Origin of the sequence: Streptomyces sp. NPDC001904 (genome assembly GCF_040297005.1) — a bacterium.
GTDB lineage: Bacteria > Actinomycetota > Actinomycetes > Streptomycetales > Streptomycetaceae > Streptomyces.
Window position 1 is genome coordinate 184,414 of record NZ_JBEOYI010000012.1, and the last position, 23,460, is coordinate 207,873.

17 protein-coding genes are annotated in these 23,460 nt (G+C 71.8%); 16 read left to right on the top strand and 1 reads right to left on the bottom strand.

The window, feature by feature from the left end; all coding sequences use genetic code 11:
- Positions 1-47: 47 nt before the first annotated feature.
- Positions 48-1,616: an MFS transporter gene (locus ABT127_RS21225; RefSeq protein WP_351452158.1), complete on the top strand. Its 1,569-nt coding sequence runs from the start codon at positions 48-50 to the stop codon at positions 1,614-1,616.
- Between the two features lie 70 nt (positions 1,617-1,686).
- Here ABT127_RS21225 and ABT127_RS21230 read toward each other — a convergent pair whose 3' ends face one another.
- Entirely contained in the window at positions 1,687-2,589 is a 903-nt protein-coding gene (locus ABT127_RS21230; RefSeq protein WP_351452161.1) for an NADP-dependent oxidoreductase, read from the bottom strand.
- A 254-nt stretch (positions 2,590-2,843) separates the two neighbouring features.
- Here ABT127_RS21230 and ABT127_RS39355 point away from each other — a divergent pair, with 254 nt between their 5' ends.
- From ABT127_RS39355 to ABT127_RS21305, 15 genes are all read left to right on the top strand, one after another.
- A complete protein-coding gene (locus ABT127_RS39355) occupies positions 2,844-2,963 on the top strand; it encodes a hypothetical protein (RefSeq protein WP_502971751.1) in 120 nt (39 codons plus the stop codon).
- A gap of 578 nt (positions 2,964-3,541) precedes the next feature.
- Positions 3,542-5,020 (top strand): sugar transferase, encoded by a 1,479-nt coding sequence (locus ABT127_RS21240; protein ID WP_351452163.1) that lies wholly within the window; start codon positions 3,542-3,544, stop codon positions 5,018-5,020.
- Positions 5,021-5,096: 76 nt separating this feature from the next.
- Positions 5,097-6,413 (top strand): nucleotide sugar dehydrogenase, encoded by a 1,317-nt coding sequence (locus ABT127_RS21245; RefSeq protein ID WP_351452165.1) that lies wholly within the window; start codon positions 5,097-5,099, stop codon positions 6,411-6,413.
- The gene (locus ABT127_RS21250; protein ID WP_351452168.1) at positions 6,370-7,668 is read left to right on the top strand and encodes a glycosyltransferase family 4 protein; all 1,299 of its coding nucleotides are present in this window, start codon (positions 6,370-6,372) and stop codon (positions 7,666-7,668) included. Before ABT127_RS21245 ends, ABT127_RS21250 begins: the two co-directional genes overlap by 44 nt.
- Positions 7,665-9,062: a Wzz/FepE/Etk N-terminal domain-containing protein gene (locus tag ABT127_RS21255; protein ID WP_351452170.1), complete on the top strand. Its 1,398-nt coding sequence runs from the start codon at positions 7,665-7,667 to the stop codon at positions 9,060-9,062. The genes ABT127_RS21250 and ABT127_RS21255 overlap by 4 nt, the downstream gene beginning before the upstream one ends.
- Entirely contained in the window at positions 9,059-10,576 is a 1,518-nt protein-coding gene (locus ABT127_RS21260) for a Wzz/FepE/Etk N-terminal domain-containing protein (protein WP_351452173.1), read from the top strand. Before ABT127_RS21255 ends, ABT127_RS21260 begins: the two co-directional genes overlap by 4 nt.
- Before the next feature lie 3 nt (positions 10,577-10,579).
- The gene (gene asnB / locus ABT127_RS21265) at positions 10,580-12,514 is read left to right on the top strand and encodes an asparagine synthase (glutamine-hydrolyzing) (RefSeq protein ID WP_351452176.1); all 1,935 of its coding nucleotides are present in this window, start codon (positions 10,580-10,582) and stop codon (positions 12,512-12,514) included.
- 17 nt (positions 12,515-12,531) lie between these two features.
- Positions 12,532-14,715: a bi-domain-containing oxidoreductase gene (locus tag ABT127_RS21270; RefSeq protein ID WP_351452179.1), complete on the top strand. Its 2,184-nt coding sequence runs from the start codon at positions 12,532-12,534 to the stop codon at positions 14,713-14,715.
- On the top strand, positions 14,712-16,652 hold the full coding sequence (locus tag ABT127_RS21275) for a heparinase II/III family protein (RefSeq protein ID WP_351452182.1): 1,941 nt from the start codon (positions 14,712-14,714) through the stop codon (positions 16,650-16,652). The genes ABT127_RS21270 and ABT127_RS21275 overlap by 4 nt, the downstream gene beginning before the upstream one ends.
- A gap of 8 nt (positions 16,653-16,660) precedes the next feature.
- Positions 16,661-18,211, top strand: a complete 1,551-nt coding sequence (locus ABT127_RS21280; RefSeq protein WP_351452184.1) for a right-handed parallel beta-helix repeat-containing protein — start codon at positions 16,661-16,663, stop codon at positions 18,209-18,211.
- Between the two features lies 1 nt (position 18,212).
- Positions 18,213-19,529 (top strand): O-antigen ligase domain-containing protein, encoded by a 1,317-nt coding sequence (locus tag ABT127_RS21285; RefSeq protein ID WP_351452186.1) that lies wholly within the window; start codon positions 18,213-18,215, stop codon positions 19,527-19,529.
- Positions 19,530-19,531: 2 nt separating this feature from the next.
- Positions 19,532-20,773, top strand: a complete 1,242-nt coding sequence (locus tag ABT127_RS21290; RefSeq protein ID WP_351452189.1) for a glycosyltransferase — start codon at positions 19,532-19,534, stop codon at positions 20,771-20,773.
- Positions 20,770-22,023, top strand: coding sequence for a class I SAM-dependent methyltransferase (locus ABT127_RS21295; RefSeq protein WP_351452192.1), 1,254 nt, complete (start codon positions 20,770-20,772; stop codon positions 22,021-22,023). The genes ABT127_RS21290 and ABT127_RS21295 overlap by 4 nt, the downstream gene beginning before the upstream one ends.
- Complete coding sequence (locus tag ABT127_RS21300) at positions 22,020-22,814, top strand: glycosyltransferase family protein (RefSeq protein WP_351452195.1); 795 nt, start codon at positions 22,020-22,022, stop codon at positions 22,812-22,814. Before ABT127_RS21295 ends, ABT127_RS21300 begins: the two co-directional genes overlap by 4 nt.
- Positions 22,811-23,458, top strand: a complete 648-nt coding sequence (locus ABT127_RS21305; RefSeq protein ID WP_351452198.1) for a PIG-L deacetylase family protein — start codon at positions 22,811-22,813, stop codon at positions 23,456-23,458. The genes ABT127_RS21300 and ABT127_RS21305 overlap by 4 nt, the downstream gene beginning before the upstream one ends.
- Positions 23,459-23,460: the final 2 nt, after the last annotated feature.

Here is a 23,460-nt window from a genome sequence, read left to right on the forward strand (position 1 = left end):
GGCCCGCGCCCCCGTCCGGAGGGAAGCCGGAGGAAGGAAATCCGTCAGTGAGCGCGGAGACGACGCAGGCGGCAAGTGAGGCCGAGCCGGAGTGGAACCCGGAGGCGGTACGCCGTCACCGGGGACTGTTCCGGGTGATCGAGCGACGGCGCAGCCCCAAGCTGCGGCTCAGCGACATCACGGTGACCGAGGAGTCGGCGGTCAAGCGCGCGGTGAAGGCCGCGATGCTCGGCAACGCCATGGAGTGGTTCGACTTCGGCATCTATTCCTACATGGCCGTCACGCTCGGCAAGGTCTTCTTCCCGTCGGGCAATCCGACGGCCCAGACCCTCGCCTCGTTCGGCGCGTTCGCCGCGGCCTTCCTGCTGCGCCCGATCGGCGGATTCGTCTTCGGGCCGCTCGGTGACCGGATCGGCCGCAAGAAGGTCCTGTCCCTCACCATGATCATGATGGCGCTCGGCACCTTCGGCATCGGCCTGGTGCCCTCGTACGCCGCCATCGGCATCTGGGCGCCGGTCCTGCTGCTCCTCTTCCGCGTCATCCAGGGCTTCTCGACCGGCGGTGAGTACGGCGGCGCCGCCACCTTCATCGCCGAGTACGCGCCCGACAAGCGGCGCGGCTTCTTCGGCAGCTACCTGGAGTTCGGCACGCTCGCCGGCTACGTCGGCGCGGCCGGTCTCGTCACCGTCCTCACCACCGCCCTGGACGACGGCGCCATGCTCTCCTGGGGCTGGCGCGTGCCGTTCCTGGTCGCCGGTCCGCTCGGCCTGATCGGCATGTACATGCGGCTCAAGCTGGAGGACACCCCGGCCTTCCAGGAGCTGGAGCGCGAGCAGGAGCGCGGCGCCGAGCGCCCGAAGTTCCGCTTCGGCCCGTTCTTCCGCGACCACTGGCGTGCGCTGATGCTGTGCATGGTGCTCGTCGCCGCCTACGACATCGCCGACTACGGCCTGCTGTCGTACATGCCGACCTACCTGACCGACGAGCTGAAGTACGGCTCCACCGCGGGTCTCGTCGCCCTCGTCGTCGTCATGGTCGTGCTGATGTGCCTCGTCCACCCGCTCGGCGCCCTCTCCGACCGGGTCGGCCGCAAGCCCGTCCTGCTGACCGGCATGCTCGGCTTCGTCGTCCTGACCGTGCCCGCGTTCCTGCTGCTGCGCTCGGGCGGCCACGTCGCGATCTACGCCGGTCTGCTGCTGCTCGGCCTGTGCCTGCTGACGTTCCTCGCGACGATGTCCGCCGTGCTGCCGGCGCTCTTCCCGACGGAGGTGCGCTACTCGGCGCTCGCGATCTCCTTCAACGTCGCCGGCTCCCTCTTCGGCGGTACCACGCCGCTGGTGATGGAGGGCCTGACGAGCGCCACCGGCAACAGCCTCATGCCGGCGTTCTACATGATGTTCGCGGCCGTCGTCGGCGCCGTCGCCGTCCTGTTCATGAAGGAGACGGCACGTCAGCCGCTGGCCGGTTCCCCGCCGTCGGTCTCCACCGCGGAGGAGGCCTCGGCGCTGGTCACCGCCCAGTACCCGCGCGGCCCGCTCTCCCAGCTCCCGGCCGATGTCCCCGACACCCCGGCCGAGCCGGAGAACCCGGGCGACCGGGAGCCCGCCGTCGCCTGAACCCGGTCGTGCCGACCACCGTGCCCCCTGACGAGTCCCGCTCGTCCGGGGGCACCGTTCGTACGGCGGGTCAGCCGACCAGCAGGACGAGCTTTCCGCGCACCCGGCCGCTCTCGCCGGCCCGGTGCGCCTGCGCGATCTCCGCGAGCGGATAGGTGGTCACGTCGGGCGGCGTGAACCGCCCGGCCTCGATCAGCGGACCGATCTCGGCGAGCGCGTGGACCGCGCGTCCGTCGTCCCCGCGGCTGAACCGCACCCCGTGCTCCCGCGCCCCCGCGACGTCGGCGACGGTCAGTACGTTTTCCGGACCGCCCGCGAGCCCGATCAGCTCGGGCAGCACCCCGCTCCCGGCCACATCGAGCGCCAGATCCACACCGTCGGGTGTCAGCTGTCGCACCCGCTCGCCGAGCCCGTCACCGTAGGCCACGGGCTCGGCGCCCAGCGAGCGCAGGTAGGCGTGGTTCGCCGGACCCGCGGTGCCGATCACCCGCGCCCCGCGCGCCACCGCGAACTGCACCGCCGCGCTGCCGACGCTCCCGGACGCGCCGTTCACGAGCACGGTGCTGCCGCGGCCGACACCGAGCTGGTCGAGCGCACGCATCGCCGTCTCGACGGAACTGGGCAGGGCGGCGGCAGCGGCGAGGCCGAGCGAGGGCGGGACCGGCGCGTACACTGCCAGAACCGCCAGCTCGGCCTGGGCCGCCCCGTCGGGGCAGAAGCCGAAGACACGGTCGCCGACGGCCACGTCCGTGACGCCCTCGCCCACCTCGTCGACGACGCCCGCCGCCTCGTAGCCCAGTGTCTGCGGCAGCTCCTGGTCCATCTGGCCGCGCCGCTTCTTCCAGTCACTGGCGTTGACCCCGGCCGCGCGCACCGCGATCCGCACCTGGGCCGGGCCCGGGTGCGGATCGGGGAGCTCCACGATGCCGAGGACGTCGGGTTCCCCGAACGCGCTGAAGCGGGCGGCCTTCATCCGCGGCTCCGATCTCAGTTCCTTCGCTGGTTGCGACGACCGTACGTGAGGGATCGCGCCCGCGCCCCTTCGCCCCGGACCGGTGGTGACGGCCGCTTCCTCGCATCCGGCCGAAAGGATCGAGGCAGCGCGGCCGGGCTCCGACCACGTCGCCGTCACTCTGTCCGGGTACGTCCCGGGATCACCGCGGCGGAGGGTCCGGGATCCCGGGACTCGTCGCCGGACTCGCCACGGCCGTCGCCGAGGGCCGGATCGTGACCCCGGCGCAGGCGGCCGAGGCGTTCGCCGGGGGAGCGGCGAGCGCCGTCGTCGGCGCCGCCATCTCGGCACCGACCGCGCTGACCCGGCTCTTCGCGGGGGCGCGCGGCGGCTGATCGAATCCGGACGACTTTTTCCAAGAAGGGCTTGAATCAAGGGGGTTCGGCTCTCGCCGCAGAAGCCCCGGACACGCCACGTCAGCACAGGTCACACGGTGTGCACGGCCTCGTGGGGTACCAGTAGGCGAACATCGGCCAGTCGAGCCGACTTCAAATATCAAGCACAAATTCCACACATCCCCCTCTTCAGGGGGGTCTCCATGGTCTAGATTGACCGTGCTTCACATGCTGGGACACGAGGCGACAAATGATGATCTATTGATCAAGAGTCATGCTGATCAACAGGCGTCCCTCCGGTCCCTTCAGTGAGGTGATCCATTCTTGGAGTCCAAGAGGGGCCCTGGGTGAGGGGAGCACCCAAGGTGTCGACGGGTTCTCGCAGGCTGTCGCGGGTTGCGCGGCTCACGCCTGCCGGTTTCCGTCGTGACGGACGCGAACAGCGCTGAACGGCCGGCAGGCCGAGCACGGAAGGCGGGGGCTTTCCGGCGGGAGAACGGCGCAGTGCGGGAGGCGGGGGCCTCCTGGGGGATCTGAGTCACCGACCAAGCACCACCACTGGGGACCGGGGGGTTTCTGTGCGGCAGGGGGGATTAGTCGGCCCTTTTTCGTCGGCGCGCGGGCGTCTGACGGATGAGGCGATCAGCCAGCCGGCGAACGACTGGGAGCAGCGGTACCGCCGCTCCGTCATCACGAGCGACATGGTGGCCACCGCCCTGGTGGTCGCGGGCATAGGCAACTTCTTCGGCGCGCGCGACGCGGCCAACTGGCATGAGAAATGGGGGATCCTGGCCTTCGGCACCGAGCTGCTGGTGCTGGCCGCCCTCACGGTGAGCCGTGCCTGGGCTCCCGCCGTGCTCGGCCAGGGCGCCGAGGAGTTCCGGCGTCTGGGCCGCTCGCTGTTCACCGCGACCGTCGTGCTCGCGCTCGGCGGCATAGCGCTCACCTCGCGGAACATCAAACTCTGGATCTTCGTCGCGATACCCGCGATCGGGATCGTCACCATGACCGAGCGGTATCTGCTCCGCCTCTGGCTGCACAAGCAGCGCAAGGAAGGGCAGTGCCTCAGACCGGTTCTCGCGGCCGGAAGCCCGGCCACGGTGCACGACCTGATCACCCGGACCCGCAAGTTCCCGCACCTCGGCTGGCGGATCGAGGCCGTGTGCACGACGGACGGGCTCGGACCCGACGGAGACCACCTGGACGGAGTGCCGGTCGTCGGCCGGCTCGCCGACCTCGCCGGCCACGTGCAGCGCGACGGCTATCGCGTCGTCGCCGTCACACCGGACCCGCACTGGACCCCGGACCGGCTCCAGCGGCTGGCCTGGAACCTCGAGGGCAGCGACGCCGAGATGGTCGTGGCCCCCGTGCTGATGGAGGTGGCCGGCCCGCGTCTGCACGTCGACGCGGTGCTCGGGATCCCGCTGCTGCGGGTCAGCATGCCGACCTTCACCGGGGCCCGCCGGGCCATCAAGGCGGTCGTCGACCGGCTGGGCGCGGCACTGCTGCTGGTGCTGTTCGCACCGCTGATGACCGTGGTCGGACTGCTCGTGCTCGGCGACAGCCGCGGCGGGGTGTTCTACCGCCAGCGCCGCGTCGGCAAGAACGGCCGCGAGTTCACCATTCTCAAGTTCCGCACCATGGTCGCGGGAGCCCACGCCGCACGCGCCGAACTGGCCGACCGCGACGAGGGCGCGGGACTGCTCTTCAAGATGCGCAGGGATCCTCGGGTGACCCGGGTCGGCAGCGTGCTGCGCCGGTACTCGCTCGACGAGCTCCCGCAGCTGTTCAACGTACTCACGGGGTCGATGTCGCTCGTCGGCCCGCGGCCTCCGCTGCCGGAGGAGTCCGCCGAGTACGGCCCGGACATAAGGCGCCGGCTGCTGGTCAAGCCCGGACTGACCGGACTGTGGCAGATCAGCGGGCGCAGCGACCTGCCGTGGGAGGAGGCCGTCCGCCTCGACCTGCGGTACGTGGAGGACTGGTCGCTCGCCCTGGACACGGTGATCTTGTGGAAGACGCTGCGGGCCGTGATCCATGGCCAGGGGGCGTACTGATGCGTGGGGACCGCCGTACTACCGGCGGCGCACGGACCGCAGGCCACAAGGGCCTGCCTGGGGGGAGTAACACGTCATGAGAGTCAGTGTTTTCGGGCTCGGCTACGTGGGCTGCGTGTCGGCCGCGTGCCTGGCCAGCATGGGACACGAGGTCATCGGGGTCGACGTCAACCAGGTGAAGGTCGACCTGGTCAACGACGGCAAGGCCCCGGTGGTCGAGGAGCGGATCGGCGAACTCATCGCCGACGTCGTGCGGACCGGAGCCCTGCGCGCCACCCGCGACGTCCGCGAGGCGATCGCCGACAGCGAGATCTCGCTGATCTGCGTGGGCACACCGTCGGAGCCCAACGGAAGCCTGTGCACCACCTATCTGGAGCGGGTCACCGGGGAGATCGGCACGGCCCTGGCCGAGCGGGGCGGACGGCACACCGTCGTCTTCCGCAGCACCATGCTCCCCGGCACCTGCCTCAACCTGCTCGTGCCGATCCTGGAGAAGAGCGTCGGCGGCACCGCCGGTGTGGAGCTGGGCGTCGCGGTCAACCCCGAGTTCCTCCGCGAGGGCACCAGCGTGCGGGACTTCTTCGACCCGCCCAAGACCGTCATCGGCGAACTGGACCCGGCCAGCGGCGACGCGGTCCTCGCGCTCTACGAGGGTCTGCCCGGCGAGGTGTTCCGGGTGCCGGTGCCGACAGCCGAGGCGATCAAGTACGCCGACAACTCGTTCCACGGCCTCAAGATCGGCTTCGCCAACGAACTGGGCGCGGTCTGCCAGGCGTTGGGCGTCGACTCGCACCAGGTGATGGACGTGTTCCTCGCCGACCGCAAGCTCAACATCAGCCCTGCCTACCTGCGGCCCGGCTTCGCCTTCGGCGGCTCCTGCCTGCCCAAGGACCTGCGCAGCCTGGTCCACGCGGCCCAGCGCGCCGACGTCTCGGTGCCGATCCTGTCGCACGTGCTGTCGTCCAACGCCGACCACCTGCAGCGCGCGGTGGACATGGTCGAGCGCACCGGCAAGCGCCGGGTCGGCCTGTTCGGCCTGTCCTTCAAGCCCGGCACCGACGACCTGCGCGAGAGCCCGCTCGTCGAGCTGGCGGAGCGGCTCTTCGGCAAGGGCTACGACCTGCGGATCTACGACGCGAACGTCAGCCTGTCCCGGCTCCTCGGCGCCAACCGCGAGTACATCGAGAACCGGCTGCCGCACCTCGCGCAGCTGCTCGCCGACTCCGTCGACGAGGTCCTCGACCACGCGGAGGTGTGCCTGGTCGGCACCAAGGACGAGGCCGTGCTCGCGGCCCTGCCGCACGGTGAGGGACCCGACATCATCGACCTCGTCCGCCTGCCCGACGCCGATGCGCGCCGGACCGAACCGGGATACATGGGCCTTGTCTGGTAGCGCGATCGGCGGCGACGGCAACGGCCGGCGTGCGCTGATTCTGGTGGAGAACCTGTCGGTGCCGTTCGACCGGCGGGTGTGGCAGGAGTGCCTGACCCTGCGCGACGCGGGCTGGCAGGTGGACGTCATCTGCCCCCGCGGCGAGAAGCGGGACACGGAACCGGAGGCGGTGATCGACGGGGTGCGGGTCCACCGCTACCCGCTGCGCGCCGCCACCGGCGGACCGGCCGGCTACCTGCGCGAGTACGGCTCGGCGCTGTGGCACACGGCCCGGCTGGCCCGCAAGGTCGGCCCGGTCCACGTGGTCCACGCCTGCAACCCGCCCGACCTGCTGTTCCTGCCCGCGCTGTGGCTGAAGCGGCGCGGCGCGCGGTTCGTCTTCGACCAGCACGACCTGGTGCCCGAGCTGTACCTGTCCCGGTTCGGCCGCGGCAAGGACCTGCTCTACCGCGCCGTGTGCGCGCTGGAGCGGCGCACCTACCGGGCCGCGGACATCGTGCTCGCCACGAACGAGAGCTACCGGGACGTCGCCGTGCGGCGCGGCGGCAAGCGGCCGGAGGACGTGTTCGTGGTGCGCAGCGCGCCCGCGGTCGAGCGGTTCCAACCGGTGCCCTCCGAACCGGAGTTGAAGCGCGGAAAGCCCCATCTGCTCTGCTACCTGGGCGTGATGGGCCCCCAGGACGGCGTCGACTACGCGCTGCGGGCCCTCGCGAAGCTGCGCGACGAGTTCGGACGGACCGACTGGCACGCGGTGTTCGTCGGCTCCGGCGACGCCTTCGACGCGATGGTGGAGCTGTCCCGGTCGCTCGGCCTCGACGACCAGGTCCAGTTCACCGGGCGGATACCGGACGCCGATCTGGTGCGCTACCTGTCCACGGCGGACGTCTGCCTCTCGCCGGACCCGCGCAACCCGCTCAACGACGTGTCGACCATGAACAAGGTCCTGGAGTACATGGCGATGGGCCGGCCGCTCGTCTCGTTCGAGCTGCGCGAGGCCCGCGTCTCGGCGGGCGATGCCGCCGTCTACGCGCCGGCCAATGACGAGGCCGAGTTCGCCAAGCTCATCACCCTGCTCCTCGACGACCCGGAGAAGCGGGCCGAGATGGGCCGCATCGGCCAGGAGCGGATCAGCGGGCCGCTCTCGTGGAGCAACTCGCAAGCCTCCCTGCTCGCCGCCTACGCGGCGGCGTGCGGCGGTCGCGCACCGGTCACGGCGGGCACGACGGTACGGACAAGGAAGAGGCTGCGTCGTTGAACGAAGACACGATCCGTCTGGTCGTCATCGGACGGATGCTCCGACGGCGGTGGCGGCTGCTCGCCGCCCTCGCCGTGGTGGGCGCGCTCGTCGGCTACGGCGCCTCGCTGGTGTTCCCGCCGCGCTACACGACCACGGCCTCGGTCCTGCTGCCGGGGCAGTGGGAGGAGCGGGAACTGCTCACCCAGGTGGACATCGCGACGAGTTCGACGGTGCTCGACCTCGCAGCCGACAAGCTGCACTGGACGGACGTCAGCGGCACCGATCTCAAGGACCAGGTCGTCGCCAAGGCGGCGGACGGGAACATCATCAAGATCTCCGGGACCGCCGACACGCCCAAGCACGCCCAGCAGCTCTCCGACCGGACGGCGGAGCAGTTCGTCGGCTTCGCCAAGCAGATCGCGGGCGGCAGCGCCGACAACGAGGCGGCCACCGAGCGCGCCGCGCTGCGCAAGCAGGTGGAAGCGGCCAACCGCCGCATCAGCGACCTGGCCCAGGCCGCCGACCCCGGGCAGACCGTGGAGGGCGTCGAGGCCCGCACCTCGCTGGAGAAGCTGCGCACCTCGCTGGAAGAGGCCATGACGAAGCTGGACCAGGCCGACCCCGCGAGCAACACGGCCGGCATGGTCGTCATGGGCCCGGCGTCCCGGCCCACCGGCGAGACGGCCCCGACCCGGGTCCAACTCATCGGCGCGGGAGCGCTGTTGTTCTTCCTGCTCGCGGTGATCGGCCACCTCGCCGCGGTCCGGATGAACCGGCGTCCGCGCACCGAGCGCGAGATCGCCGCCGCGCTCGGCACCGACCTCATCGGCACCGTCGACGTTCCCGACGACGGGCACGCGCCCCGGACGGAGGGCGACGGCGCCCGGGCCCGCATCACCCGGCTCCTCGGCGCCGACACCCGGTGGGACACCCCGGCCCCGCAGAGATCGGGCGACGAGGCCGGCAGACGCATCCGCTACCGGCGCGTGTGCGCCCGCCTGCGCGACCGGTCGGCGGCGCCCCAGCGGCTCCTGGCGGTCGTTCCGGAAGGCGATCGCGTCGCCCACCGCGCGGCCGGACAGCTCGTCGCCGAGGCCACGGGCGACGCGTCCACCGGCTCCGCGGCCGGCGGACAATCCCTGCTGCGCCTGGTGCCGGTCTCCGTGGACCGGCCTATGGTGCCCGACCGCGCGACCGAGTCCGGAGCGCTGATCGTCGTCAGCGCGGGCAACTGGACCACCGCCGAACTCAGCGGCATCGCCCGGGCGTGCGCGGACGGCGGGCACGAGGTCGTCGGCCTCGTCGTCGCCGACCCGGTCCTGGCCCGGCCGGCGTCCCCGGCCGACCACTCTCCGCACAACGCCGCTCCGGCGCCGGCGGTCCACAGCCACGCCACGGGAGGCTCAGCGTGACGACGAGTACGACTGCGGAGCCGTCGGCGTCCACTCCGCTCATCGACCTCCAGGGTCTGGTGGTGGCGGTCCGCAGGCGCCGCCGCCTCTGGTCGGCGATGGCTCTGCTGGGGCTCCTGCTCGGCGCGGCGGTGGCGATCCTGCTGCCGCCACCGCCGAGCGCCGTGACCAAGGTGCTGGTCGCCCACGCCGACGACCAGCCGAACGACACCGGAACCCTGATACGCACCGACGTCCAGGTCCTCGGGACCACGCGGATCGCCGAACAGGCCCTGCGCTCCCTCGACTCCTCGGAGAAGCCCGAGGACTTCATGCGGGACTACCAGGGCACCGGTCTGACCAACAACCTGCTGCAGATCGACGTGACCGGCGACACCGAGGCGCAGGCGGTCGACCGCGCCAAGGCGCTGGCCGACGCGTTCGTCGCCGACCATGTGCGGCGCATGCAGGCCACCGCGAAGGCCGAATCGGACGCCCTGCTCGAGCAGCGCGACCGGATGCGGGACGAACTCGCCCGGGTCAACAAGGAGATCGGCAACCGTTCGCCGGACACCGACCCGCAGGCGTCGGCGAGCCTGGAGACGCTCTTCGCCCGCCGGGCCGAACTCAACTCGCGGATCGCCGACTTCGACGAGCGGGCCGCGGACGCCCGCACCGGCACACCCCAGGTCGTCGCCGGCACCCAGATCGTGGACGACCCGCGCGCGGTGCCCTACGCGATGCCCAAGGCCGCCGCCACCGACGCCGTGATCGGCCTCGTCCTCGGCCTCGTGGTCGGGATCGCCCTCGCCGCGGTCGGCGTGGTCGTGAAGGACCGGCCGGTGCTGCGCCGGGACATCGCCTCCCACCTGGGAGCCTCGGTCATCACCGATCTGCCCCGCAGGTCGGCCCTGCCGTGGCGGCGGCGCCGGGCCCGGGTGGCCCACACGCGGCTCACCACGAGTCTCGCCCGCACCGTGCGCGGCTCCGCGGAAGCGGTTTCCCTGCTGGAACTCGGCGCGGCCCGCACGGCCGCCGTGCTCGCCCTGGACATCGCGAAGGACCTTGCCGCGCAGGGGCCCGTGATGGTGGTCGACGGGCTGCCCGGCTCCCAGCTCTCGGGCCGCCGCCCGAAGCCCGGTGACCCCACCGTGGTCAGCGGCGAGCGGGCCGCGGCCGAACCGCAGCAGGGAATCCGGCTCGGTGTCGGCTCGGTGGCGCCCGGCACGGCCTGGACCGACCTGCAGTACCTCGGCACCCAGACCGTGCTCGTGGTCCGGGCCGGACACGGCAGCGCGGCCTGGCTGCACACCGTGGCACGGCAGCTCGCGGACCAGCGGATACCCGTGATCGGGGTGGTGCTGACCGACCCCGATCCCAGGGACCGCACCGACGGCACGCTGTGGGACGGACTGCACACCGCACTGCGCGGACGCAGCGAACGACAGGAACGGCCGGGCGGCACCGCGCGACGCGCGGAGCGGCAGCCGATATGGGCCGCACACGGCGCGGACAACGACCAGGAGGCGCGGTAACCGATGTGTGGCATCGCAGGCACGTACCGCTGGCCGGACGGGAAGATCGTCACCGACCGGCTCACGGACATCCTCGCCCACCGGGGCCCCGACGGCGCCGGCCGGTACGGGCACCCCGTCGCCGACGGCGAGGTGCAGCTCGGACACCGGCGGCTGTCCATCGTCGACCTGTCCGAGACCGGCGCCCAGCCGATGGTCTCGGACGGCCTCGCCCTGACGTACAACGGCGAGCTGTACAACGCGCCGGAACTGCGCGCCGAACTGGAGTCCACCGGCGTCCGCTTCCGCGGCACCTCCGACACCGAGGTGGTCCTCGAGGCCTGGCGGCGCTGGGGCACCGACTGCCTGCCCCGGCTGCGCGGCATGTTCGCGTTCGGCATCTTCGACGAACGCACCGGTGAACTGGTCCTCGCCCGCGACCAGTTAGGCATCAAGCCGCTGTTCCTGCTGCGGCGCGGCCCGGGCCTGGTCTTCGCCTCCGAGCTGAAGGCGCTCGCCGCCGCGACCGGCGGCCGGCTGGAGGTCGACCACGCGGCACTGGTCGCCTCCCTGCTCTACTACTGGGTGCCGGACTCCCGCTGCGCGTTCCGCGAGGCGGAGAAGCTGCCGCCGGGCAGCTGGCTGCGCGTCCGCCCCGACGGCCGGGTCGAGCGGGGTACCTACTGGAGCCTGAAGAAGGTCGCCGCGGAGGGGCAGGACCGCGCCCGCAGCGGCGAACTGCCCGACCTCGCCGCGATCGTCGAGGAGTCCACCCGGCGCCATCTGCTCGCCGACGTGCCCGTGGCGACCTTCCTCTCCGGCGGCCTCGACTCCAGCTACCTCACCGCGCTCGCCGCGCGCCACCAGCCCGGGATCTCCGCCTACACGATCGGATTCCGCGCCGAGGACGCCAAGTTCGAGGCGATGCCGGACGACCTGCGCTACGCCCGGCAGGTGGCCGAGCGGTTCGGCGTCGACCTGCACGAGATCGAGATCGCCCCCAACGTGCTCGACCTGCTGCCGCAGATGACGTACGCCCTGGACGAGCCGATCGGGGACCCCGCCGCGATCAACACCTTCCTGATCTGCACAGCCGCACGCGAGGCCGGCGTGAAGGTGATGCTGTCGGGGATGGGCGCCGACGAACTGTTCGCCGGATACCGCAAGCACCTGGCCAACACGATCGCGCTGCGCTACCAGCGCGTGCCCCGGCCGCTGCGCCGCGGAGTGTCCGCCGCCGTCGGCCGGCTGCCGGTCGCCACCTCCCGCAGGGGACTGCGTTCGGTGCGCTTCGCCAAGCGGTTCCTGTCCTTCGCCGAGCTGCCGGAGGAGACCGCGTTCCGGCGCAGCTACACCATGTACGACCGGACGGAACTCCTCGACCTGCTCGACCCCGATCTGGCAGGGACGGTCGACGACGTCCTGACCGAACACGCGGACACCTACGAGGACAACACCCTCGACGACTTCGTCAACCGCATGTGCCTGACCGACGCCCGGATGTTCCTGCCGGGCCTCAACCTCGCCTACACCGACCGCTCCAGCATGGCCGCGTCGACCGAGGTACGGGTGCCCTACGTGGACGTCGAGGTGGTGAAGGCGGCGTTCGCCCTGCCCGGTGACCGCAAGATCGTCGGGAAGCAGGGCAAGGCCGTCCTCAAGGAGGCGGCCACCTCGATCCTGCCCCGGGAGATCGTCTACCGGCCCAAGGGACTGTTCAGCGCCCCGCTGCGGGCCTGGATGAGCCGGGACCTGGCACCGCTGGTGCGCGAGGTGGTCAACGACGGAGAGCTGGTCCGCTCCGGCTTCCTGCGCCGCGACGCGCTGCGCCGCCTCGTCGCGGAGGACGCCGCGGGACAGCAGGACTACTCCAAGCATCTGTGGCACGTACTGACTCTCGAGCACTGGTACCGCGACGCGACCTCCGGGTCCGGCCAGAGCGCTCGCTTGACGGCTTAGGAAATAGAGGAGTTCGGGTGAAGCAGGTCGTACAGAACTACAAGAGCGGCGAGCTGGCGGTGCTCGACGTGCCGGTACCGGGGTGCAAGCCGGGTGGGGTGCTGGTCCGCAGCGCCTACTCGCTGATCTCCACCGGGACCGAGATGATGAAGGTGTCCGAGGCCGGCATGTCGATGCTGGGCAAGGCCCGTTCCCGCCCCGACCAGGTGGCCAAGGTCATGCAGAGCGTGGCCACCAACGGGGTGCCCGCCACCTATCGCAAGGTGATGGGCAAGCTCGACTCCTACACGCCGCTCGGCTACTCGCTGTGCGGGATCGTCGAACAGGTCGGGGCCGGCGTCGACGACGTGAAGGTCGGCGACGTGGTGGCCTGCGCGGGCAACGAGCACGCCCTGCACGCCGAGCTGAACTGGGTGCCGAAGAACCTCTACAGCCCGGTGCCCGAAGGGCTCGCGCCCCGGCACGCGGCCTTCGGCACCGTCGGCTCCATCGCGCTCCAGGGCGTCCGGCAGGGCGAGCCGCAGCTCGGCGAGGTGGCCCTGGTCATCGGCCTCGGCCTCATCGGACAGCTGGTGGCGCAGCTCCTCACCGCCGCGGGCGTCCGCGTCGTCGGCGTCGACCCCGACCCGGCCCGCTGCGAACTCGCCGAGCGCCTGGGCGCCGCGGCGAGCGGCGACCCCGCCTCCGCCGCGGTGGAGGCCGCCGTCGCCGACCTCACCGGCGGACACGGCGTCGACCAGGTGTATCTGGCGGCGGGCGGCGCGAGCAACGAGCCCGTCGAGCTGGCCGCCCGGCTCTGCCGGGACCGCGGCCGCGTCATCGACATCGGCAAGTGCCGTCTGGACCTGCCGTGGAACGCGTACTACGAGAAGGAACTCGACGTCCGCTTCTCGCGCAGCTACGGCCCCGGGCGCTACGACCCGGAGTACGAGCTGGAGGGGCGCGACTACCCGATCGGCTATGTGCGCTGGACCGAGCGCCGCAACCTGGCCTGCTTCCTCGATCTCGTGGCCCGCGGCCGCGTCGACGTGGACCCGCTGGTCTCCCACATCGCCGACTTCGACGACGCGGTGGAGACCTACCGGCGCCTGAAGGACGGCGAACTCAAGGCCGTCGCCGTCCTGTTCCGGTACGCCGATCAGGAGCCGGAGGCGGAGAAGGAGACACCGGCCCCTGAGGTGGCCGTGCCCGCCGTGACCGTGCGGCCAGGTGCGGCGCGGGCCGTCTCGTCCCCGGTGCGGATCGCGTTCGTCGGCGCGGGCAACTACGCCACCTCGATGCTGCTGCCCCACCTCGCGCGCCGCGACGGCGTCGAGCTGTCCACCGTCGTCACCACGACCGCGCTGTCGGGGGCCAACGCCCAGCGCAAGTTCGGCTTCGCCGAGGCGACCACCGACCTCGACGCCGTCCTCGGCGACACCTCGATCGACGCGGTGTTCGTCGTCACCCGGCACAGCTCGCACGCCGAACTGACCCGGCAGGCCCTCCTCGCCGGCAAGGCCGTCTTCGTGGAGAAGCCCCTGGCGCTCACCGAGGACGAACTGGCCGGTGTGCTCGCGGCGGTCGAGGAGTCCGGCAACGACCGGCTCCAGGTGGGCTTCAACCGCCGCTTCGCCCCGCTGCTGCGCGAGGCCAAGGGACGGTTCGGTGTCCGCACCGGACCGGCGAGCCTGCGCTACCTGGTCAACGCCGGCCGGCTCCAGCACGGGAGCTGGTACCTCCAGCAGGGCACCGAGGGCTCACGGTTCGCCGGTGAGGGCGGCCACTTCATCGACACCGCGAGCTGGCTCCTCGACGCCGACCCGGTCTCGGTCTACGCGACCGGATCGGCCGGCAACGAGGACCTCCAGGTCGTCCTGCGCTACGCGGACGATTCCACCGCCACCATCAGCTACGTCACCACCGGCGCCCCCGGCTACCCCAAGGAGACGCTGGACCTGGTCGCGGACGGCAAGGTGCTGCGCCTCGACGACTTCGTCCGTGCCTCGGTCTACGGCCGCAAGCGGTGGGTCAGCTCGCGGCTGCCCAAGGCCCGGGACAAGGGCCAGAACGCCGAACTGGCCGCGTTCGTCAAGGCCGTGCGCACCGGTGGGCCGATGCCGGTACCGCTGCAGTCGCTGGCCGCCACCACCGCGGCCACCCTCGCCGTGCAGGCCGGCCTGGCCGGTGGCGCGCCGGTGACGTTGGCGGGTCCGCGATGACCATGAGCACGGGCTGGTACCTGCGGCGCCTGTCCCGGATGGGGCCGCAGGAGGTCGCGGGCCGGGCCGGCGACGCGGTGCGCCGCCGCCGGTGGCGTTCGGCGCGGCCCGAGGGACCGGGCACGACCGGCGGCCGGTTCACGGCGGTGCTGCCCGCCGGGACGGTCGCCGCGATCCCGCCGGACGCCGCCAAGCGGCTCGTCGCCGAGGCGGACCGGCTGATGGACGGGCACGCCGAGTACTTCGGGGTGGTCCGCGACGACCTGGTCGACCCGGACTGGTGGCGCGACCCGAAGACCGGCCGCCGCGCCCCGTGGGGCTACGCCTTCGACGTCCCCTACCGCGACGAGGACGCGGTCGGTGACATCAAGCAGATCTGGGAACTGTCCCGGCACCAGTACCTCACCCAGCTCGCCGCCGCCTACGCGATCACCGGCGACGAGCGGTACGCCGAGCGGACCGCCGACCACCTGCGTTCCTGGTGGACGGCGAACCCGCCGCTGCGCGGCGTGCACTGGATCAGCGGTATCGAGCTGGGCATCCGGCTGCTCTCCTGGGTGTGGGTCCGGCGGCTGCTCGACGGCTGGCCGGGCGTCACCGGGCTGTTCGAGGACAACCCGGTCGCGGTGAACCAGATCTGGCACCACCAGCGCTGGCTCGCCGCCTTCCCCAGCCGGGGCTCGTCGGCGAACAACCACGTCATCGCCGAGACCGCCGGACTGTACGCCGCGGCCTGCGCGTTCGACTGGTTCCCGGCCTCGGCACGCTGGCGGGACACCGCGCTGCGCTCCCTCGACCGGAACCTGCGCGCGAACACCTTCCACTCGGGCCTCAACCGCGAGCTGGCCTCCGAGTACCACGGACTCGTGCTCGAACTCGGCCTGGCCGCGCTGGCCGAGGCCGACGCGGCGGGCAGGCCGGTCCCGGCGACGCTGCGGATCGTCCTGCTGCGGATGACCGACGCGCTCGCCGCCGTCGTGGACAACCGGCTCAGGCCGCCGCGCCAGGGCGACGCCGACGACGGCCACGGCCTGGTCGTGGACGGAGCGGGCACCGACCGCTGGGGCTCGCTGCTCGCCACCGGCGCCGCCGTGTTCGGCCGGCTCGACTGGTGGCCCGAGGTGACCGGCACCGACGTGCGCACCCCGCTGCTCGCCGCGCTCATCAAGCCCGTGCCACCGGCCGTGACCCGCCCGAAGACCCGGCCGGCCCACTTCGCCGACGCGGGCATGACCGTCCTGCGCGGCCCCGGGAAGATCTGGTGCCGCTGCGACGGCGGCCCGCACGGCTTCCTGTCGATCGCTGCCCACGCGCACGCCGACGCACTGTCCGTGGAGGTCCGGCACGACGGCGTCGAGGTGCTCGCCGACCCCGGGACGTTCTGCTACCACGGGCAGCCCGAGTGGCGGCAGTACTTCCGCTCCACCCTCGGCCACAACACGCTGGAACTCGACGGCACGGACCAGTCCGTCTCCGGCGGCCCGTTCCTGTGGACCCGGCACGCCCGGACCCGCGTCCTGGCCGTGGAGACGTCCGGGGACGTGGTCCGGTGGAGCGCCGAGCACGACGGCTACCAGCCGTCCGTGCACCGCCGCCGGGTGGAGCTGAGCGCCGGGAGCGAGGAACTGCGCCTGGTCGACGAGGTGCGCGGACCACGCCGCGACGTCCGCCTGGCCTTCCACCTCGGCCCGGCGGTCGCCGCCGACCTGATGGGCGACCGCGCCGTCCTCACCTGGATCCACGAGGGCGAAGGCCGCTCCGCGGTGCTCGACCTGCCCGACGGGCTGACCTGGCGGGCGCACCGGGGCGAGAGCGACCCGCCGCTGGGCTGGTACTCCCCGGGCTTCGGGCGCAAGGAACCCACCACCACGCTGGTCGGAACCGGCAGCGCCGAGGGCGCCGCCGACTTCACGACCGTGCTCAGGTTCCGCGGGTAGGGGGGCACGTGGGCTACGAGAGACGGCACTGGGCGCTGGCGGTGGCACCGCTGGCCCTGGCCCTGCTGGCGACGGCCGGCTGCGACAGCACGCCGACGTCGGACACCGGGGCGAAGCCGAGGAGCACACCGTCGTCGTCCGCCGCACCGGCCAAGAAGACGCCGGTGGCCCGGGTGTGCGCCGAGGCACCGGCCGGACCGGAGAAGGCACCGGCCGGCGCGGTCACCGTCGACCCCAAGAAGGTCGGCGACCTGACGGCGAAGACCAAGAGCAGTCCCGCGCACACCACGTTCTGGCTGCGCCCGGGCACGCACCGCCTCGACCCGGACCGCTACGCCCAGGTCATCCCGAAGAAGGGGGACCGCTACATCGGAGCGCCGGGCGCGGTGCTCGACGGCCGCAAGAAGAACCAGTACGCGTTCGGCGGCACCGCCCACGGCGTCACCCTCAGCCATCTGACCGTGCAGGGTTTCGTGGCGCCGCCGGACGAGGGCGTGGTCAATCACGACTCGGCCGACGGCTGGGTGATCGAGCACAGCACGATCCAGCACAACTCCGGTGCCGGGCTGATGGCCGGCGCCCGTCAGCAGGTCCGCGCCAACTGCCTGCGCGACAACGGCCAGTACGGCATGAACGCGTACAAGGGATCGGGCCGGGTCACCGGCCTGGTCGTCGAGGGCAACGAGATCGTCGGGAACAACACCGGCGACTGGGAGCGCAAGCGCAAGGGCTGCGGCTGCACCGGAGGCATCAAGTTCTGGGCCGTCGACGGCGCCGACGTGCGCGGCAACTGGGTGCACGACAACCGCGGCACGGGCCTGTGGGCGGACACCAACAACAACGACTTCCGCATCGAGGACAACGTCCTGGAGGACAACGACGGCGCCGCGCTGATCTACGAGACCAGCTACAACGCGGTCATCCGGAACAACACCATCCGGCGCAACAACTGGGTCGAGGGCCGCAAGGCGGCGAAGAGCGGCGACACCTTCCCGTTCGCCACGGTCTACCTGTCGGAGTCCGGCGGCGAACCACGGATCAAGGCCCGCACCGACAAGATCGACATCTACGGGAACCTGCTGGAGGACAACTGGTCCGGGATCACCCTCTGGGAGAACGCCGACCGGTTCTGCAACAGCCCCGCCAACACCTCGTCCGGTGACTGCACCCTGCTGGTGAAGAAGACCAAGCGCTGCGCCGAACCGGCCATAGGGAAGGCACCGCTCTACGCCGACTGCCGGTGGAAGACCCAGCGGGTGGACATCCACGACAACCGCTTCGTGCTCGACAAGTCCGTCGTCAAGTGCACGGTGAAGTGCGACCGGATGGCGGTCCTCGCCAACTACGGCACCTACCCCGACTGGTCGCCGTACCAGGGCGAGAAGGTCGCCGAGGCGATCACGCACAAGCAGGAGAACCGCTGGCACGACAACGTCTACCGCGGACCGTGGAAGTTCGTCGTCCAGGACCAGAGCAAGGTGATCGACTTCGCGCAGTGGAAGAGCCAGAGCTTCCGGCAGGACAAGGGCAGCACCCTCGACCCGCGGGCCGGTGGTTGAGATGACGGCATCGCTCCACGCCCCGGCACTCGACACCGAACCGCGCCCGGCGGGCGCCCCGAAGCTCATCGGAGTCGCCTGGGGGCTGCTGATCCTCAACACGCTCGGCTCCGCCGGCGCGCAGACGATCATCCCGTTGCCCCGCTCGCTCATCCAGATGGTCACCATGGGCTCCCTGGTCGCCGCGTTCGCCCTCGCGCTCGCGGTCAACCTCCGGCTGCGGTTCCGGCCCAGCGCCTATGTCCTCCTGCTCAGCCTGCTGCTGGTCCCGAGCGTGCTGTCCAGCGTGCACCTGGAGTCCGGGTTCGGCGCCCTGTTCCGCTGCACCCGGCTCGCTCTCTTCGTCGGCACGCTGTGGCTGCTCACCCGCTGGTGGGACGGCGGCCTGACGTTCGTCCGGCACCACATCCGGATCTACTTCGCCGTGCTCGGGACGGTGGCCGCGGGCCTGGTGATCTCGCCCGGCGCCGCGCTGCCCGACGTCTACGGCGGACGGCTCGTCGGCGCGCTGTGGCCGCTCACCCCGCCGCAGATCGGCCAGTACGCGGCCGTCATCATCGGGCTCACCGTGCTGATGCTCCTGGGCCGCAGGACCGACGGCAGGAGCGCGGCGATCGTCATCGTGCCCTCGCTCGTCCTGCTGATGCTGACGCACACCAGGACGGCCACGCTCGGCCTGCTCATCGGCCTCGTCGTGGCGATCGGCTCGCTCCTGCTGACCAGCGCGGCCGCCCGCCGGTTCTTCACCTGGACCGTGGTGATCGCCACGATCGTCGCCGTGGTCTTCGCGGGCGCGCTCCAGTCGTGGTTCCTGCGCGGGCAGAGCCAGGAGAACTTCTCCAACCTCACCGGCCGCGCCAAGGTCTGGGACGCCCTGCTCGCCGCACCGAGGTCGGTCTCGCAGGAACTGTTCGGCGTGGGCCTCGGCGACAAGTCGTTCGGCGGCCTGCCCATCGACAACAGCTGGCTGGCCGTCTACAACGAACAGGGCATGATCGGCGTCGCCATCGTCGCGGTGGTCTTCGTGGTCCTGGCCGGGGTCGCCCTGCTGCGGCCGCCGTCGCTGCAGCGGGCCTGCGCGATCTTCCTGATCAGCTACTGCGCGATCGCCTCGTACACCGAGGCCGGTCTCGGAGACGCCTCGCCGTACCTGCTCCATCTCGCCCTGGCCGCCTCGCTGTTGGCCACACCCGTCACGCAGCCGCAGCCGCAGCCACCGCCACCGCCGTCGTCGCCGACGCCCGTGATCCCGGCGCAGGCACGGGCCAAGGACCGCCCTTACATCCCGCGCTGGGCCCGTCGTCCGGAGGTGACCTGAGCATGCACGTTTTCGTGGTGCACAACCGCTATGCCTCGGCGCAGCCGAGCGGGGAGAACAAGGTCGTCGACCAGGAGGTGGAGCTGCTGCGCTCGGCCGGCCACCGGGTCGAGCTGTTCGAGCGGCGCAGTGACGACATCGCCGCCAAGTCCCTGCCGGGCAAGGCCGCGCTGCCGTTCCTCGTACCGTGGAACCCGGGGGTCCGCGCGGAACTCACCCGTCGGCTGCGCGCCGACCGGCCGGACGTCGTCCACGTCCACAACGTCTTCCCGCTCCTGTCGCCCGCGGTCCTCGCCGCCTGCGCCGACGCCGGAGTGCCCGTGGTCGCCACGCTGCACAACTACACACAGGTCTGCCCGCCCGGCACGCTCCAGCGGGACGGTGCCGCGTGCACCGAGTGCGTGGGGGGTACACCGCTGCCCGCCGTCCGGCACGGCTGCTACCGCGGCTCCCGGCTCGCCACCGTCCCGCTCGCGGTCAGCCTGTCGGTCAACCGGCGCCGCTGGTGGTCCGGGGTGGAGCGCTTCCTGTGCATCTCCGCGGCGCAGCGCGACGTCCTGGCCGCGGCGGGGATGCCGGCCGAGCGGCTCGCGGTGAAGCACAACTTCGTTCCGGATCCGGGCGGTTGCCGCACGGGGGAGGGCGAGCACCTGCTCTTCCTCGGTCGGCTCGCGGAGGCCAAGGGCCTGCGACTGCTGATGGCCGCGTGGGACGAACTCGCCGCCGACGGCGGGCCTGGCGTGCCGCTGGTGATCGCCGGCACCGGGCCGCTGGAGCGCGAGGTGGCCGAGTGGGCGGCGGGCCGGGACGACGTGCGCTACGCCGGTCTGCTGGACACGGCGGAGTGCCGGAAGGCGATCGCCCGCGCGGTCGCCGTGGTGGCGCCCTCGACGTGGCTGGAGGCGTTCGGCCTGGTGGCCGTCGAGGCGATGGCGGCCGGGGTACCGGTCGTCGCCGCGGGGCACGGCGCGTTCGTCGAACTCGTCGAGGACGGCGTCACCGGGCTGCTGCACCGGCCCGGCGACACCGCCTCGCTCGCTTCCTGCCTGGAGCGGATCGCGGCCGACCCGGTCCGCAACCAGGAGATGGGCCGGGCGGCCCGGAGCCGGTACGAGCGGGGCTTCAGCCCGGCCGTCGGCCTGGAGCGCCTGGTGGAGGAGTACCGCACCGCGATCGCGGAGCGGTCAGTACCGACTCGTGACGGGGACACCCGCACGAGCAGGGGGGATGGGGAAAGTACATGACACGATGCCGACTCTGCGGCTCGGAAGCCATGGCGAGCGTCGTCGACCTTGGGGCGACACCGCCGTGCGAGAGCTTCCTCGCCGCTGACCGACTGGACCAGCCGGAGCCGGCGTACCCGCTCCACCTGCGGGTCTGCACCGACTGCTGGCTGGCGCAGATCCCACCGCTCATCACACCCGAGGAGACGTTCAAGGAGTACGCGTACTTCTCCTCGTTCTCCACCTCCTGGGTGGAGCACGCGCGCACCTTCGTCGCCGACGCCGTGGTGCGGGCGGGCCTCGGCGCCGACTCCTTCGTGGTCGAGGTGGCGAGCAACGACGGCTACCTGCTGAAGCACGTCGTGGACCGCGACGTCCGCTGCCTGGGCATCGAGCCGTCGGTGAACGTCGGCGCCGCGGCCCGGGAGGCGGGTGTGCCCACGCTCACCGAGTTCCTGAGCCCGGAGACCGGCGCGGCCGTGCGCGCCGAACACGGCCCGGCCAACCTGGTCGTGGCCAACAACGTGTACGCGCACATCCCCGACGTCATCGGGTTCACCCAGGGTCTGCGCGCGCTCGTCGCCGACGACGGCTGGGTCTCCATCGAGGTGCAGCACCTGCTCACCCTGATCGAGGAGAACCAGTACGACACGATCTACCACGAGCACTTCCAGTACTACACGGTCGCGTCCGCGATCCGGGCACTGGCCAGCGGCGGACTGACCCTCGTCGACGTCGAGCTGCTGCCCACCCACGGCGGCTCCATCCGGCTGTGGGCCCGCCCCGCCGAGGCGGCCGGCGAGCCGTCGCTCGCGGTGGCCGACGTACTCGCCCGCGAGAAGGCCGCCGGACTCCAGGAGCTGTCCGGCTACACCGAGTTCTCCGCGCGGGTCGCCAAGGTCCGCCGCGACCTGCTGCGGTTCCTCATCGACGCGGCCGACCGCGGTGAGACCGTCGTCGGCTACGGAGCCCCCGGCAAGGGCAACACCCTGCTCAACCACTGCGGCATCCGGCCCGACCTGCTCGCGTACACCGTCGACCGCAACCCGTACAAGCACGGCCGCTACACCCCGGGCACCCGGATCCCGATCCTCGCGCCCGAGCAGATCGCCGTCGACAAGCCGGACTACGTCCTCGTCCTCCCGTGGAACCTGCGGGCCGAACTGGTCGAGCAGCTCGCCTTCGTCCACGAGTGGGGCGGGCGTCTCGTCTTCCCCATCCCGGAACTGAGCATCGTCGAGGCCGCGTCTTTGAAAGAGGTCACAGCATGAAGGTCGTTCTCTTCTGCGGCGGCTACGGCATGCGGATGCGCAGCGGCGCCACCGATGACGTGCCCAAGCCGATGGCGATGGTCGGTCCCCGTCCGCTGATCTGGCACGTCATGCGCTACTACGCGCACTTCGGGCACACCGAGTTCATCCTGTGCCTCGGCTACGGCGCTCACCACATCAAGGACTTCTTCCTCAACTACGAGGAGACGACGTCCAACGACTTCGTGCTCAGGGGCGGCCGCACCGAGCTGCTGTCCACCGACATCTCGGACTGGACGATCACCTTCGCCCAGACCGGCATCGAGTCGCCGATCGGTGAGCGGCTGCGCCGGGTGCGCCACCACCTGGACGGCGACGAGATGTTCCTCGCCAACTACGCCGACGTGCTCACCGACGCCCCGCTGCCGGAGATGATCGACCGGTTCGCCGAGCGCGACGCGGGCGCGTCGATGATGGTCGTCCCGCCCCAGTCCTCCTTCCACTGCGTGGAGCTGGCCGAGGACGGCCTGGTCGGCGGCATCACCGCGGTGAGCGACATGCCGCTGTGGGAGAACGGCGGCTACTTCGTGCTCCGGCAGGAAGTCTTCGACCACATCCCGGAGAACGGCGACCTCGTCGCCGACGGCTGCGGCCAGCTCGCCAAGCAGGGCCGGCTGGTGGCGCACCGGCACCGCGGCTTCTGGAAGCCCACCGACACGGTGAAGGAGCGCGCCGCCCTCGACGCCGCCTACGCGCGTGGCGAGCGCCCGTGGGCCGTGTGGGAACAGGACACCGCCGGGGTGCGCGCGTGATCCGGCTCGGGGCCGGTCCCCTCGACCGGATCGTCGCCGTGGGCGCCCACTGCGACGACATCGCCATCGGCGCCGGCGGCACCCTGCTGGCGCTGTGCCGGGCGCGGCCCGGCCTGCGGGTCGACGCGCTGGTGCTGTCCGGCGGCGGCACCGACCGGGAGCAGGAGGAGCGGGCCGCGCTCGCCGCCTTCTGCCCGGGCGCCGACCTGCGGCTGACCGTCGACAAGATGCCGGACGGCCGCTTCCCGGCGCACTGGTCGGACGCCAAGGCCGCCGTCGAGGAGCTGCGCGAGCGGTCCGAGCCCGACCTGGTCCTGGCCCCGCGCACCGACGACGCCCACCAGGACCACCGCGGCCTGGCGCGGCTGATGACCACGGCCTTCCGCGACCACCTCGTGCTCGGCTACGAGATCGTCAAGTGGGACGGCGACCTCGGCCGGCCGTCCGCGTACCAGCCGCTGTCGCCGGAGACCGCCGAACAGAAGGTCGCGCTGCTGCAGGAGCACTACCCCTCGCAGCGCCACCGGCCCTGGTACGACCGCGAGGCCTTCCTCGGCCTCGCCCGCATTCGCGGTATCGAATGCCACGCGCGCTACGCCGAGGCGTTCACCGTCACCAAACTCACGCTCGACCTGGGGGATTGAAC

Bases quoted from the DNA above. Each gene is read 5' to 3' on its own strand.
- ABT127_RS21230 (WP_351452161.1), bottom strand. From the start codon at position 2,589: ATGAAGGCCGCCCGCTTCAGCGCGTTCGGGGAACCCGACGTCCTCGGC.
- ABT127_RS21245 (WP_351452165.1), top strand. From the start codon at position 5,097: ATGAGAGTCAGTGTTTTCGGGCTCGGCTACGTGGGCTGCGTGTCGGCC.
- ABT127_RS21250 (WP_351452168.1), top strand. From the start codon at position 6,370: ATGCGCGCCGGACCGAACCGGGATACATGGGCCTTGTCTGGTAGCGCG.
- asnB (WP_351452176.1), top strand. From the start codon at position 10,580: ATGTGTGGCATCGCAGGCACGTACCGCTGGCCGGACGGGAAGATCGTC.
- ABT127_RS21275 (WP_351452182.1), top strand. From the start codon at position 14,712: ATGACCATGAGCACGGGCTGGTACCTGCGGCGCCTGTCCCGGATGGGG.
- ABT127_RS21285 (WP_351452186.1), top strand. From the start codon at position 18,213: ATGACGGCATCGCTCCACGCCCCGGCACTCGACACCGAACCGCGCCCG.
- ABT127_RS21290 (WP_351452189.1), top strand. From the start codon at position 19,532: ATGCACGTTTTCGTGGTGCACAACCGCTATGCCTCGGCGCAGCCGAGC.
- ABT127_RS21295 (WP_351452192.1), top strand. From the start codon at position 20,770: ATGACACGATGCCGACTCTGCGGCTCGGAAGCCATGGCGAGCGTCGTC.
- ABT127_RS21300 (WP_351452195.1), top strand. From the start codon at position 22,020: ATGAAGGTCGTTCTCTTCTGCGGCGGCTACGGCATGCGGATGCGCAGC.